Below are 14,878 nucleotides of genomic sequence, written 5' to 3'. Positions count from 1 at the left end.
GGGCCGGTGTCCCTCGGGCTTCCCCAGGACTGCTACGGCACGCCAGACATCGAACGCTTCGTCAAGACGCTCTCCGGAGAGCACGGGACCGTCGTCACGGCTGGCACGGATGCCAGCGAGCGTCACGTCACTCCGGGGCCAGATGGCCGCGTGAACCTGACATACGTCCTGTCATTCGATCCGCAAGTCATGGATGGAGTCGCGTACGGCCCCAATGTCGGCCCGCGTCACTTCCACGTCGCCGGGTGCCAATGGCTGCTGCGAATGGGCGACCCGCGACAAGCCAGACCGCACGTCATTGAATTGAAAGACGCGCCCAAGGCCTGGCGGTTCTACTCGACGCTGGGGTCGGACGCGACTCGGACCGAGGCAACGGCCAGTTACGAGGCCCTCTCCAGCTTCGCGATGGGCGGAGGCGCCGGCGGCTTCGAGCCCTTCCAGGTCCAGGGGCGTCCAGTCTCCGTGTTCATCGATGGCGCGTTCGACCGCCCCGTCGACGACATCTTCGCCGCCATTCGACGCATCGTCACCGCGCAGCGCCAGACGTTCGGCGGAGCCCCACCGCCCTTCTTCCACGTCGTGCTGCGGCCTCGCAGCGGCGTCATCGCGGGAACGGCCGTGGACAACGCCTTCATCTGCTTCGCCAAGAAGGACATCTCCCCGCGTGAACTTCATCTCATCCTGGCGCATGAGATGTTCCACACCTGGGTGCCGGGCCAGCTCGACATCGCCCTCGACCCGAGCGAAGCCCAGTTCCGCCATCAGTGGTTCAGTGAGGGGTTCACGGAGTACCTCGCGCGTCAGCTCCTGGTCGTGGACGGGCTGATGTCGATGAACGACTTCGCGGCGCTCGTGAACAGCGACCTCATCAACCTGGCGGACAATCCGCACCGCGACGCGACCCACGCCGCCATCGTCTCCGTCGCGAAGCAAGGCGCTTTCAATGCCGCGGCCAAGAAACTCGCCTACTACCGGGGCGCGTTGATCGCGCTCGAGTGGGACTTCCAGCTCAAGGCGAAAGGGAACCCCCAAGGCCTGGCGGCGCTCATCAAGGAACTCGCAGCGCGAGTGGCGGGGGCTGGCGGCACCTTGAGTGAATCCGCGTTCTTCGCGCACATGGCCGCCCAAGGAATCGATGCGCGCGCGGACTTCGAACGCCACATCGTGCGAGGAGAACCCATCTCCCTCTCACCTGGCGTGCTGGGCCCGGGATTCACTTTCCGGAACGTCGCCGTTCCCGCGTTCGACCCCGGATTCGACCTCGAGCTGTCGCTCAAGGAGAGCGCCATCAAGGGCGTGCTTCGCACCGGCCCTGCATTTCGGGCTGGGCTTCGAAATGGCATGAAATTGAAGTCCCTTCGGAACTCCAACCGCTTCGCCAACGGCTGGCGCGCCGACCTTCCCTTGGAAATCACCGTCGATAACCAAGACGGCCCGCGTCAAATCAAGTTCTTCCCTCGGGGAGCGTCCAGGCAACTGCGACTGCTTCAAGCCCTACCCCCGGGCCAGGGCGCTTCCAGGGTAGACACGGAAAAACTATAGTTCTGCGCTCATGGTTTCCAGAGCCTGGAGCGCTGCAATCGGCATCGTACTCGCATCGGCCGTGGTGGTCGTGAGTGTCACGAGGCTGAAGGCTCGCAATCCGTTGGAACCGGCGGTCGAATCCGTACCCACGCGGGCACACGTGCCCATGCGCCCGCAATCCGAGTCGCCCACAGGTCATCTCGGCGTCATCGTGCCGCAAGAGACCGTGGACATCTCCTCCCCCTCCGAGGGGCTGCTCATGCAGGTGCCTGTCCACGTGGGCGACGCCTTGAAGCAAGGCGACGTCATCGCGCGATTGGACTTGCGCCCGCTCGAGCGCGAGCTTGCCATCAGTGAGGCCGAGCTGCTCTCCGCGCGCGCCGACCTGCGCATCGCGGAACTGGGAGTCCAAGACGCCGCGGCTCGCCTGCACCGCCGGGAGGATCCTCGCCAACTGTCACTGGGCGCCATCTCTGAAGAAGAGCTCATGACGGTCCGCTATGAAAACGACCTGGCCGTCGCGAAGAAGGACGCCGCGCAGGCACGGGTCCGTGAGCAGGAAGCACGCGCGTCCCTGGTTCGCCAGCGGCTCTCGGATGCGACGATTCGGGCCCCCTTCGAAGGCGTCGTCGCCAGCCGATATGTGGACCCGGGAAGGCGAATCCAGGCGGGAGAGCCCCTCGTGCTCCTCCTGAGCTCCGGCGCTCCCCAGGTCCGCTTCGCCCTCCCCGAAGAAGACGCCCGCCAGATCTCCGTCGGAGCGAGCGCCTGGGTCCACCTCGCTGGGAGACAAGACCCGCTGGAAGGACGCGTCACGCAGATCGCCCCCGAGGTGGATGCCGCGTCACGCATGATCCTCGTGATTGCCCAACTGAAGGACGCGCCGAAGGACGGAAGCGCGCCTGCGGGCAGCGTCGTCCGTGTCGCGCCTGGACCGCTCCACGACTCCGGGACGAAGCCCTTCGCCAAGACCTCCGGGCGGTAGCGCCCCAAACGCCGCCGGGAGACAGGAGTCTGAAGACGTGGAAGGCAAGCCGTCCATCTTCCGAAAGGAAGCCATTGACCACTACCAGCGCGCGGTCCGCGTCGAAGGAGAGCTGCTCGAACTCTCTCCTGAATGGACGCGTTGGGGCTACGTGATGCTGGTCGCCCTGGTGGTGCTGGCGCTTTTCTACAGCATCGTCGGGACCCTGTTTGAGTACGCCTCGGGTCCAGCGCTGGTTCGCGTCGAGGGCCGCACCGACCTGACGGCGCCGAGCGCGGGCGTGGTCTCCGCCGTGCTCGTTCATCCAGGTCAGCGGGTCGAAGAAGGACAAGCGCTGGTCACCTTCGATGCGAACGAGGAGCGCACCGCGCTGTCCCGGATCCAACAGGAGTTCGACCTCCAGCTCGTGCGGTATCTGCGAAATCCCTCCGACACCGCCGCGCGTCAGGCCCTGACGTCACTTCGCGCGGAGCGTGAGTCCGCCAGCGCCCGGCTGGAGTTGCGCTCCATTCGCGCGCCATTCACCGGCGTGGTGGGCGACGTGCGCATCCAGCCCAGCCAATACCTGACGCCCGGCGCGCTCGTCATGTCCATGATGGCGGATGAGGCACCGGCCTACCTGCTGGCCTTCCTCCCGGGCCGTTACCGCCCCTTCCTGCACCCTGGGATGTCCCTGCGGGCGGAGCTCGACGGCTTCCAGTACGACTACCACGAGCTGCTCATCGACTCGGTGGGCGACCAGATCATCGGCCCGGGCGAATTCAAACGCTTCCTGGGCCCCGACCTGTCAGACACCCTGGAGCTCACGGGGCCCATTGTCCTGGTCCGCGCGCGGCTGCCGTCATCCTCGTTCGTCCACGGGGGAAGGCAGTTCGCCTATTTCGACGGCATGCCCGCGCGTGTCGAAGCGCGTGTCCGATCCGAATCCATCTTGATGACCTTGATTCCCGGCCTGAGAGGACTCGTGCTGGATGAGCGCTGACCCCAAGCCCGGACTCCTCCAGCGATTCCCCGCGCTCAAGCGCCTCAAACCGGGGGGCCGTGCCCGCATCCCGGACGTGCGCCAGATGACGCTCACGGACTGCGGTCCTGCGTGCCTCGCCATGGTGCTGGCCTACCACGGCCGCGACATGAGCCTGGACCAGGTGCGCGAATTCACGGGCGCCTCGCGTGATGGCACCACCGCGAAGTCCCTCATTGCCTCCGCCTCCAAGCTGGGCCTGAGGGGCCGCGGCGTCTCCATTGACGTGGACAAACTGGCCTACCTGCCGCCCGCGTCAGTCCTCCACTGGAACTTCTCCCACTACGTCGTCTTCGAACGGCTGGACAAGAACAGCGTTCACGTCGTGGACCCCGCCGTCGGGCGGCGCCAGGTCTCGATGGAGCAGTTCCGGCAGTACTTCACGGGCGTGGCGTTGGTCTTCGAACCCCGGGAAGACTTCCAGCCGGGCTCGACCCGTCGCGGCGCCTATCGCTACCTGATGCCGCTCCTGCGGCAGCACGGCACGCTGACTCGCATCGTGGTGGTGTCGCTCGCGCTGCAACTGTTCGCGCTGGCGGTTCCCATGCTCACCGGCATGGTCGTGGACCGGGTCGTCCCCCGCGGGGACGTGCACCTGCTGCTCGTGCTGAGCTCCGCCTTGATGACCCTGGTGGTCTTCCAACTGCTCGCCTCCCTCCTGCGAGGGCACCTGCTGCTGGAGCTTCGCACCCGCGTCGACGCGGGAATGACGCTGGGCTTTCTCGAGCACCTGGTGAGCCTGGCCTACCCATTCTTTCAGCTCCGCCCCTCTGGCGACCTGATGATGCGAATGGGCATGCAGTCGACCGTGCGGGAGACCATCTCCGCGACCGCCATCTCCAGCCTGCTGGATGGCGCGCTCGTGCTGCTCTACCTCCTGCTGCTCTTCATCGCCGCCCCGTTGATGGGCCTGCTGGTCCTGCTTCTGGGCGGGCTGCAGGTCTTCGTCATCATCTATTCGGGGAAGCAGCGCAGCATGCTGCTCTCTCAAAACCTGGAGCTGGACGCCAAGGCGCAGACCTATCAGATCGCCATGCTTTCGGGCATGCAGACCCTGAAAGCCTTTGGTGGCGAGGACCGCGCCGTCCAGGGCTACTCGAACCTCTTCGTCGACATCCTCAACATCGGGTTGAAGCGCGGACGCCTGAATCTGTGGGTGGACTCGCTGACGAAGACACTCCAGCTCGCGGCGCCCCTCCTCCTGCTGAGCGTGGGCACCTACCTCGTCTTGAACAAATCCCTCACGCTGGGAGAGATGCTGAGCATCAACGCGCTCGCGGGCGCACTGCTGGTTCCACTCTCCAACCTGGTGGGAACGGTCGGTCAATTCCAGTTGCTCGGCAGCTACCTCGAGCGCATCAACGACGTGCTCGACGCTCCCCCTGAACGCACGCCGAGCACCGCGAGCACCCAGGCCCAACTCAAGGGAGGCATCACGCTGGAGGGCGTCTCGTTCCGGTACCACCCCAACTCGGCGCCGGTCGTCCATGACGTCTCGGTCCGCATCCACCCCGGGCAGATGGTGGCGATCGTCGGGCGTTCCGGCGCCGGCAAATCCACGCTGGCCAATCTCCTCCTCGGCCTCTACCTCCCCACCTCGGGCAGGGTGCGTTACGACGAGATGGACCTCTCCGATCTGGACCTTCGCGCGGTGCGTGGACAGATGGGTTGCGTGCTCCAGGAGCCCGCCTTCTTCGGCGCGTCCATCCGGGACAACATCTCCCTCAATGACCCCGAGATGAGCCTCGACCAGGTGAAAGAGGCGGCCACGCTCGCGCAGATTCACGATGACATCATGGCCATGCCGCTGCAGTACGCCACGCCCATGGTGGACCGCGGGCTCTCCTTGTCGGGCGGCCAGCGGCAACGACTCGCACTGGCACGCGCACTCGCACGCAACCCCAGCGTGCTGCTTCTGGATGAGGCCACGAGCGCGCTCGATGCCGTCACCGAGGTCCAGGTACAGCGCGCGCTCGGAACGCTCTCTTGCACCCGCGTCGTCATCGCGCATCGGCTCAGTACGATTCGCACGGCGGATGTCATTCTCGTCATGGAGGGCGGGCGCGTCGTGGAGACGGGCAGCCACCAGGAACTGCTCTCACGCAACGGCACCTATTTCGCGCTGGTGCAAGCCCAGGTCGAACCAGACCATGGCGTTTCGCGTCTGGGTTGACTTCGACCCAATACACAACGCACACACGCAGCACCCAATCCCCGCAAAGCTAAACGTTTACAGCGCCAGCGCTTTCAAGAAAATCAGCTTGCACCGGTTGAAAGTAAACCTTTCGTAAAGATAGGCTTCTATTTACGACAGAAGACACTCACGTCTTCGTCGTTACTCAGGAGTCACCCCCAATGAGCACCAAGTTCGATCTGACCAGCCTCGTGGGTTCGTCTGTCCTTGCCGATGAAGAGCTGGAGACGGTGACGGGCGGTCTCGAGGGTGGCAGCACGATGCTGGCCACCACGACCTCGACCCAGACGAGCTGCCTCTGTCCGGCCACCTCGGATACGGCCCACAACGGCTGCGCCTGCTCCTGCTGAGCTGACGCATTGCGAAAGATGTGATTCAAACTCTGGCGATTGCGGGTCGACTTTCACCCGCGTCGCCAGAGTCGTTTCATCCACCTGGGAGCCTTCTGCTTGTCATCTTCCATGGACGTATCCGCTGAGTCTTGGGCCTCCCTCTCGCCCATCCTTGACGACGCACGCTGGTACCTGGCGCTGAACCTGGCTGAACGCCTCGCACTGCCCCGGCCTGCTCACACATCAGCGGAGGCGCCATCCCAGACACGCATCGAGGCGGCCCGAGCGCGTCTGACCCGATGGCGCGGGCGGATTCCATTCCAGGACAATGATTGGTGGACGCGCAGGTTGACGCACGCGGGCATGGACGAGGCGACGCTCCTGTCATTGCTCGCGGAGCCGGCGGAGTCCCTGAAGTCGCGGTGCCCCACCCCGCCCGACTGGCTCAGCCGGCTCGCCGAGGCGTATGCGCGCTCGGGTGCGGAGCCGCTCAAAGACGCCTTCGGGGGGACCTTCGCCCCCATCGTATCTCCCCTGATCCGCGCATCCGTCGCCCGCGTTCGGCAAGGAGCAGAAGCCCTCACCCGAGCGCATCCCCAGGCCCCGTTCGACGCGGACGGCGCCATCCGGTTCGTGACCGCCCATCTGGGCGCCCAGGTAGACCGGCTCCTGGACCGAACGGTGGTTCTCGAGATGCACCGCGCGCGGTCGCAAGCGCCGCTCGAGGGTGCCACCCCCCAGGAGCGCTTCTCTCGCTTCGTCGCCGGACTCTCGCAGCCCAAGCGCGCGCTCGAGCTGCTGTGCGACTACCCCGTCCTCGCACGCCTCGTCATCCAGCAGCTCGACTTCTGGGAAGAGACCTCCTTGGAGTTCCTGGGGCGATTGGCCGCGGACTTCCCAGCGATTCGTGAAGCGTTCTCTCCCCAGCAGGCTCCTGGCCGGCTGGTGGAGGTCACCAGCGGCCTGGGTGACTCCCATGAACGCGGCCGCACGGTCAGGGTCCTTCGCTTCGAGTCGGGGTTCCGCGTCGTCTACAAGCCGAGGGCCATGGGCATTGATGCCCGCTTCGGAGAACTCCTCGAGTGGTTGAACGCCCGCGGGGCGCCTCAGCTCCGAGCGGTCCGGGTCATCCAGCGGCAGCATCATGGTTGGGCGGAGTTCGTCGCCGCCAGGCCTTGCACGACGCGCGACGAAGTGGCCCGGTTCTATCAGCGTCAGGGCAGCTTCCTGGCGTTGCTCTATGCGCTCAACGGGAACGACATCCATCGCGAGAACCTGATCGCCGCGGGTGAGCATCCCGTTCTCGTCGACCTGGAGTCGCTGTGTGGCGCGGACTACGGACACTCCACACCGGACACGTACGACTCGACGGCGGAGTATGAGATCGACAATTCGGTGATGCGGGTGATGTTGCTCCCGTTCTTTCACGAGGGGCTCGAACGCCAGTTCACGGACATGAGTGGCATCGGCGGGGATGCGAGCCAGACGTCTGTTCATCCGACCGCGACCTGGAAGAACTGGGGCACGGATGAAATGCACCTCGTGTACCAGCGGCACGAGATGCCCGCCGCCACCAACCGGCCGTCCATCAACGGCGACGACATCAACCCGCTTCAGTTCGCGCAGGACCTCGAGGAGGGCTTCGTCGGGATGTACAAGCTCCTCCTCGACTCCCGGCAGGACCTCCTGACGGAAGGCTCCCCCCTGCTGAGGATGCGAGGCACCGAGGTCCGCACCATCCTCAGGGCGAGTCAGTTCTACGCGTTCATCCTCCGCGACAGCGCCCACCCGGACCTGCTCCGGGACGCGCTGGATCGGGATGCCCATCAAGACCGGATGTGGTTCGGCATCCAGCGGAGCAAGTTCGCGGAGCAGTCGCTCCGGCTCATTCCCCACGAGGTCGAGGAGCTCTGGCACGGCGACATCCCTGTCTTCCGGAACCAATTTGAATCTCGGGAGCTCGTCTCGAGCCTGGGACGCGCGGTGCCGGACTTCTTCTCGCGCTCGGGTTTCGAGACGGTCCAGGCCCGGCTGGGTGCGCTGGGTGACGAGGACCTCCAACACCAGCTCTGGTTCGTGCGCGCGTCGTTGACGGCCCTGGCTTCGGGGCTCGAACAACAGACGCAACAGTATCCGATGCCCCGGAACGTGATGGACGTGACGCGTGAGCAGGTTCTCGACGCCGCGCTTCGCGTGGGCGAGCGGCTCGTGCGAAGCGCTCGTCACGGTCCCCATGGGGTCTCCTGGATTGGCCTGGCCTGGACCAGTACCAAGGGATGGTGGCTGCGCCCCCTCGAATACGACCTGTACAGCGGGCTGCCCGGCGTCGCGCTTTTCCTGGGGTACCTTGGAGCGGTGACAGACCGCCCGGAGTTCACGGAGCTGGCGCGCGGGGCCATGCACACGCTGCGCAGGCAGCTCGAGCGCCGCCCACGCATGGTGCAGTATCTCGGTGGCTACGACGGCTGGACGGGCATCCTTTACGCGTGGACGCATCTGGCGACGCTGTGGAACGACTCGGAGCTGATGCGTGCCGCCGTGGGCCTGCTGCCGGCCATCGGCGCCATGGTGACGCAGGACAAGGAGCTGGATCTGCTTCGCGGCTCGACGGGCGCCATTGCCCCGCTCCTGGGGCTCCATCGAGCGAGCGGCGAGCCCCAGGCGTTGGAGCTGGCACGAAAGGCCGGAGACCGCCTGCTCGAGACCGCGCGGGATATCGGCAAGGGAAAGGCATGGTTGATCGCGGCGTCCCCCACCAGGGCACTCACCGGCTTCTCCCATGGCGCGGCGGGGATGGCCTGGGCCCTCGCCGAGCTCCATGGCGCCACGCGAGACGCGCGATATCGCGACATGGCGCTGCAAGCGGTCGCCTTCGAGAACGACCACTACGTGCCGGCGCGGCGGAACTGGATTGATCTGCGGCCCGAGCACTTGCCGGAGCCCCCTCAGTTCATGTCGACCTGGTGCCACGGCGCCGTGGGCATCGGGCTGGCCCGCCTTCGCATGATGCGGCACATCGAGTCGCCGGTGCTGCGCGAGGACACCCAGGCCGCGCTCCACACCGCCGTCCATGATGGGCTGCGGCTCAACCACTGCCTGTGCCATGGCGACTTGTCCGTGCTCGAGCTGCTCGCGGCAGCCAGCCGCGAGCTCGACCCGGAGCGGTGGCGTCCCACGCTTCAGCGCACGACGAACATGGTCATCGCCAGCATCCAGGAACAGGGGTTCCAGGGAGGCGTTCCGCTGAAGGTCGAGACCCCGGGGTTGATGGACGGATTGGCAGGGATTGGACTGGGCCTGTTGCGGCTTGCCGCGCCCGACCAGGTGCCCTCCGTCCTGACGCTGGATCCTCCCGTGGCAACAGCGTCCGCGGGCTCGGGTTCAACGGCATCCGTGGTGCCCTGACATGTCGCCCGACGAAGCCGCACATCGGCAGCAGCGCGGTTGCCGGCCGCCCGAGGACTTCCGCGAGACGGCCGAAACCCTGGGTCAGGCGCTCCTCAAGATGGCGGCCCGGGCCAAGGACGGGTCCGTCTATTGGCGAGGGCCCGCCGAGCGGGCCGGCCAGCTCGTATGGACGCCCCTTCCGACGACGATGTTCGCGGGCTCGCTCGGGGTGGCCCTGTTCCTCGCGGGCCTCGCGCGGGTGACCGGGGACGCCGCGTATGGCGAACTCAGTCGAGAAACCCTGCGCCCCCTGCAACGCGAGGTGGAGCAGCTCGTGACCGATACCGAGAGGGCTGCGCGTGTTCAGCTCGACCTCGGAGGACTGTCCGGGCTGGGCTCGATGATTTACGGGTTGGTCCGCGCCGGGGATTTGCTCGACGAACCCTCGTTCCACGAGACCGCGCACCAGATTTCAGGCCTCGTCACGGCGGAGCGGATCGCCAACGACGAAGCGCTGGACGTCATGCTCGGCTGCGCGGGGACACTGCTCGCCCTCCTGGCCCTCCATGAGCGGCGCCCCAGTGCCAACGCGCAGGGACGCACGCCCTTGGAGCTCGCCATTCTGTGTGGCCAGCGGCTTCTTGACCGCCGCGTTGACGTGGCCGAGGGCTTTCGGGCGTGGGCGCACGCGGGTGCTTCTCCCATGGGAGGCTTCTGCCACGGTACGGCGGGCATCGAGTACGCCCTGCTGCGCCTCCATGCGAGTACCGGCACACCAGCGTTCCTCACGGCCGCGGTCGAAGCCATGGAGAATGAACGCCGCCTGTTCGATGCCGCGCGGCGGGACTGGAGCTACCTTCACGCAGAGGAGCCGCGCTTCCTCAACAGTTGGTGCAAGGGGGCTCCCGGCCTGCTCATCGCACGCTGTGGTGGATTGACGGTGTTCGATACCGCCGAGGTCCGGGCGGAACTTCCACTCGCGATTGCGCGAACGGCCAGCGCCGAGCTGAGCCTCGTTGACGACGTCTGCTGTGGGAACTTCGGCCGCGTCGACGCGCTGCTCTTCGCGGGGGCCCGCCTGAGCGACCCAGGAACGCAAGCAGCGGCACATCAGCTCGCCAGCGAAGCCCTCGACCGCGCCGAGGGCCGCCGGGGCTTCGTCTTCGCATCGAAGTTCCAGGGGGCCCTCGACCCGCGATTCTTTCCTGGAATCAGCGGCGTGGGCTACACGCTGCTCCGCCTCGCGGCGCCCGAGGCGCTCCCAAGTATCCTGGCGTTGGAATGAGGGCGCGCCGCTGCCCGAGCCACGCTACTCGCGGAACCGAGCGAAGAGGTCCTCCAGTTCAGAGGGTTCCGTCAACGCAAGCAACTCCCCCAGGTTCCGCTGCCCTCTGGCGAGAGCGATGACGCCGAGCAAGGACTGAACGTCGAATGGCTCGGTCGCGTGCCGGATGTCCCTCAACGCCAATTCGATCAGCTCGGCCCAGGCCTTCGCGTACGCCGCCTGACACCAGTCGGGGAGCGGCGGGTTCAAGCCCCGGTGACGCTCGATTTCAATGGTGGCGACCAGGCTGAAGAGGTTCTTGTCTATCTGGGGCGCTGCACTGGCGATTCGCACGAGGTGAGGAACGGCCGCATAGGAGGCCTCGCCCACGTCGCCTTGATGGTGCAACTCCTGCCAGAGCTCATCCCAGGCGTCTTCTCCCGCCTCCAACTCGCGCAAGGCCACGGAGGCGTCGTACGGAATCCGGTAACCGCCGCTGAGTTCTTTCCACTTTGGATCGTCGAAGTTCAACATGTGTCCTGCCCCGTCTCGTGTCACTCGATCGCCGCGATTCGATACTCACCATCCTCGAGCACCAGGCGGACAGCGCGGTCGTCGCCCAGGGGAAACACGGCTTCGCCAGCGCCGACACGCACGTGGGTGTTGAGCGCGAGCCGTGCGCGGCGGAGGCGCTCCTTCGCCAGCGGCTCGCGCTCGAAGTCCTCCTTCAGCCGCTCCGGCGTGTAGCGTGCCCGTAGAGTGCCCGCGAGCTGGCTCCAAGCCGACTTCCAGTCGCGCGCCTCCACCCGGTCGATAAAGAGCCGGAGCGCGGCACGCGGCACGTCCGCGGGCCGGGCCTCGACCACGCGCCACCCCTGGGGACTCTGCGCCACCGTGAGCGACGGCGCTCGCGCCTCGAGCGCGGAGGCTCCCGCGCGAACATCCGCCGCACGCGCGGTCCGGGCCTCAGCATCCGAGTAGCGCTCCAGGAACGCCGATTCCTCCTCGGGGCCACCGACGGTCAGCGCGAACGCATCCCCGACGCGGCCCTCCTCGAGCGCACGGGCGTACGCCTCCGCGACAGAGGTGGGCTCGCGCGGCGTGGTCGCGCAGGCCGTCAGCAGGAGGCAGAGTCCAGAGAGGCGCTTCGTGCTCATGCCGGGAGAATACCCGGCCGGAGCCGCGCGCGGTCTCATCACCGCACCGAGCTGCCCGCCGGCCGACCTTCGGACGCCTGGCGTCCCGCCCCTTCATGGGAACGAATGCCGCGCTCACAGTGATGTCGAGGCACACCCCGGCTCCGGGAGTGACCGCGCCATGAAGAACGGGCCGCCCAACCAGGGAGGCCCGCCCGAATGAAATCAGGGTGCTTCACTGCGCACTGCGTGCACGTCGACTCAGAAGCACGTTGGAACATCCTCACAGATGCAACGCGCGCCCAATCCGAAACACCGATAGACGCAGGTACAACTGTCATCGGCACACATGTCTGGACACCGATCGCTACTGGCCTGGGCCTCGCTCGGGCGGATGGTTCCCAACACGCCTCCGACGGCAATTCCCACGACGAATACCCACTTCTGGATTCCCTTGCGCATGACAATCCTTTCGCTGGGCACGGCGCAGCAAGGATTAGCATGAACCTACGAATAAAAGCACAACGCCTTGTGCCATTCATTCCGCGCGTATTTTTGAACAGCGCTACGCGCGAGGAATCACCGTGTCCACGATCTTCGCGGAGCACAGCACCGCGGGCAGACCGGCGCCAGGGTGCGTCCCCGCCCCCACCATGTAGAGGCGGTCCACGTCCTCGCTCCGTGCCTGTGCCCGAAGGAACGTCGTCTGCATCAACGTCGGCGCGAAGCTGAACGCGGAGCCTCGGAAGGACCGCAGCTCGTCGCGGAAGTACTCCGGCGTCACCATCCGTGACGTCACCAACTCCGCGCTCAAACCGGGCAGCACGGTCCGGGACAACCGCTCCTCCAGTGCGCGCCGGAAAGACTCGGCGCGCTGCTTCCATTCCGAGCCCGTCCCCAGATGCGGCACCGGTGCAAGCACATAGAACGCATCGTGTCCCAGCGGAGCCAGCGCCGCGTCCGTCGCCGTCGGCCGGTGCAGGTACAGCAGTGGATCCGCGAGCGGCTGCCCTGCCCCCTCGAGCCCCGAGAACATGCCTCGGAAGTCCTTGCCGAACAGCAGCGTGTGGTGCGCGACCTCCGGGTACTGACGCCGCGTGCCGAAGTACCAGAGGAACGCGCTCATGGAGTACCGCGCCCGGTTGATGCGCTCGTCCGTCCAGTGCCTCCGCACGTGCCCCGGCAACAGATACCGGTACGTCCACGCCGCGTCCGCGTTCGACACCACGGCGTCCGCTGTCAGCCCCGAGCCGTCCCCCAGTCGCACCCCCGTCGCCTTCCGTCCCTCCAAGGTGATCTCCGTCACCTCGCTGCCGTAGCGGACCTCGCCGCCCAGCACCTCCAGCAGCGTCACCATCGCGCGCACCAGCGCACCGGTGCCGCCTACCGGGAAGAACGCGCCCCAGCGGCGCTCCACGAATTGGATGGACGTGTACACCGCGCTCGCCGCCGCGAAGGGGCTGCCGCCAATCAACAGCGGATGGAAGCTCAGCGCCTGCTGAAGGCGTTCGTCCCGGATGTGCTTCGACACCAGCCCGAACATGGACCGGAACGCTTCGTCCCGCACCAGCGCGGGCGTGAAGGACGCGAGGCTCAGCGCATCCGGCACCGGCCTGCTCATCAGCGGGCCAATCCCCGCCTCGTACATCCGCTCCACGCGGGCACACAGTGACAGGAAGCCGGCCTCATCCCGAGGCGACAGCCGGCGCACGGACTCGCGCATCGACTCCCGGTCCGAGTGGTAGTCGAACGTCGAGCCATCCGAGAACCGCATCCGGTACAGCGGGACCACGGGCCGGAGGTCCACATGGTCCGCGAGCCGCTGCCCCGCCAGGGCCCACAGCTCCTCCAGCAGATGTGGGCACGTAATCACCGTGGGCCCGGCGTCGAAGGTGAAGCCGTCCTGCTGGAAGGCGTTCGCCCGCCCGCCCGGTCCGTCCCGGCGCTCCAACACCGTAACGCGCCAGCCTCGCGCCGCCAGCCGGATGGCCGCCGCCAGTCCGCCGAAACCACTGCCAATGACGAGCGCGCGACTGGCGCCACTTCGTGCATCCAAGCCAGTCACGTCCGAGGGTCTCAGCACGGTGCCACGATCCATCGCACACCCGGGAGGCGCGCTCCACTCCCGCCAACCGGGCTTTCGCGGCGGGCCCTGTGTTGCGAGGCCCGTGTGCCACGGCTACCCTCCTGCGCCTCAACGGGGAGTGCGCGCCTCGCACACGGGTGGAAGCGATGATGGAAGTACCCGGCTACCGTATCGGCAGAGAGCTCACCCACGCGGGCGCCTTCCAGTTGCTGCGCGCCTCCCGAGAGGAGGACGGCGCGCCGGTCATCCTCAAGGTCCCCGACGCCTCCCGGCCCCTCTCCGTCACCACCCGCCTCCGCCACGAGTGGGAGCTGACGAATGCCCTGCGGCTCGACGGCGTGTTGCAGACGCTCGCCTGGGTTCAAGCCTCCGACGGCGCCCCCGTGCTCGTCCTCGAGGGCTTCAGTGACACGACGCTGGCCCACCGCCTGTCGCAGGGACGGATGGAGCCCCGCGCCGCATGCCGCATCGCGCTGTCGCTCGCGCGCGCCCTCGGCGCCATCCACGAGCAGGGCATCCTCCACCGGGACCTGAACCCCAGCAGCGTGCTCGTGGGCGCGGATGGCGAATCCGTGAAGCTGACCAGCTTCACCCTCGCCACCCGGAGACACCGTACCGAGGTCGCACCGCTCGCCCCCGAACGGCTGGAGGGCACCCTCGAATACCTCTCCCCCGAAGGCACGGGCCGCACCCATCGCAGCGTCGACTCGCGCGGCGACTTCTATTCGATGGGCGTGGTGCTCTATGAGCTGCTCACCGGGCGCCGCCCCTTCGCGGACACGGATGCGCTGGGCCTCATCCACGCCCACGTCGCGCTGCCGCCGCCTCCTCCCACGTCCGTCGAACCCGGCCTCCCCCAGCCGCTGTCCGACATCGCGCTCAAGCTGCTCGCCAAGTCCCCCGAGGACCGCTACCAGAGTGCCTACGGGCTCGTGGCGGACCTCCAGCG

At 66.9% G+C, this 14,878-nt stretch carries 9 protein-coding genes and 3 pseudogenes; 9 read left to right on the top strand and 3 right to left on the bottom strand.

The annotated features are described in order from the left end of the window. Positions 1–6 precede the first annotated feature (6 nt). The 8 genes and pseudogenes from A176_RS13745 to A176_RS13715 all read left to right on the top strand — a co-directional run bounded on the left by A176_RS13745 (position 7) and on the right by A176_RS13715 (position 10,728). On the top strand, positions 7–1,542 hold the full coding sequence (locus A176_RS13745) for a M61 family metallopeptidase (RefSeq protein ID WP_002636499.1): 1,536 nt from the start codon (positions 7–9) through the stop codon (positions 1,540–1,542). 10 nt (positions 1,543–1,552) lie between these two features. After that, complete coding sequence (locus A176_RS13740) at positions 1,553–2,509, top strand: efflux RND transporter periplasmic adaptor subunit (RefSeq protein ID WP_082282738.1); 957 nt, start codon at positions 1,553–1,555, stop codon at positions 2,507–2,509. A 37-nt stretch (positions 2,510–2,546) separates the two neighbouring features. Further along, a complete protein-coding gene (locus A176_RS13735; RefSeq protein WP_002636501.1) occupies positions 2,547–3,491 on the top strand; it encodes an efflux RND transporter periplasmic adaptor subunit in 945 nt (314 codons plus the stop codon). Then, positions 3,481–4,815, top strand: a pseudogene (locus tag A176_RS41205) (cysteine peptidase family C39 domain-containing protein); the annotation flags it as partial. The gene A176_RS13735 and the pseudogene A176_RS41205, both read left to right, overlap by 11 nt. A gap of 234 nt (positions 4,816–5,049) precedes the next feature. Next, a pseudogene (locus A176_RS41200) lies at positions 5,050–5,473 on the top strand (ATP-binding cassette domain-containing protein); the annotation flags it as partial. Positions 5,474–5,885: 412 nt separating this feature from the next. Beyond that, on the top strand, positions 5,886–6,074 hold the full coding sequence (locus tag A176_RS13725; protein ID WP_002636503.1) for a hypothetical protein: 189 nt from the start codon (positions 5,886–5,888) through the stop codon (positions 6,072–6,074). A gap of 345 nt (positions 6,075–6,419) precedes the next feature. After that, positions 6,420–9,461: a type 2 lanthipeptide synthetase LanM family protein gene (locus A176_RS13720; RefSeq protein ID WP_158513087.1), complete on the top strand. Its 3,042-nt coding sequence runs from the start codon at positions 6,420–6,422 to the stop codon at positions 9,459–9,461. Position 9,462: 1 nt separating this feature from the next. Further along, entirely contained in the window at positions 9,463–10,728 is a 1,266-nt protein-coding gene (locus tag A176_RS13715) for a lanthionine synthetase LanC family protein (RefSeq protein WP_002636505.1), read from the top strand. A gap of 24 nt (positions 10,729–10,752) precedes the next feature. On the opposite strand, the gene A176_RS13710 is transcribed toward A176_RS13715, so the two are convergent. The 3 genes from A176_RS13710 to crtI form a co-directional block, all read right to left on the bottom strand. After that, entirely contained in the window at positions 10,753–11,241 is a 489-nt protein-coding gene (locus tag A176_RS13710; protein WP_044889142.1) for a hypothetical protein, read from the bottom strand. Between the two features lie 20 nt (positions 11,242–11,261). Then, entirely contained in the window at positions 11,262–11,864 is a 603-nt protein-coding gene (locus tag A176_RS13705) for a hypothetical protein (protein WP_002636507.1), read from the bottom strand. Positions 11,865–12,408: 544 nt separating this feature from the next. After that, the gene (crtI, locus tag A176_RS13700; RefSeq protein ID WP_226994307.1) at positions 12,409–13,926 is read right to left on the bottom strand and encodes a phytoene desaturase family protein; all 1,518 of its coding nucleotides are present in this window, start codon (positions 13,924–13,926) and stop codon (positions 12,409–12,411) included. A gap of 149 nt (positions 13,927–14,075) precedes the next feature. On the opposite strand from crtI, the pseudogene A176_RS39915 reads away from it, so the two are divergent. After that, positions 14,076–14,783: pseudogene (locus A176_RS39915) on the top strand (serine/threonine protein kinase); the annotation flags it as partial. Between the last annotated feature and the right edge of the window lie 95 nt (positions 14,784–14,878).

The sequence above is a fragment of the Myxococcus hansupus genome (assembly GCF_000280925.3).
GTDB lineage: Bacteria > Myxococcota > Myxococcia > Myxococcales > Myxococcaceae > Myxococcus > Myxococcus hansupus.
This window is presented reverse-complemented; position numbering and strand designations above follow the sequence as displayed.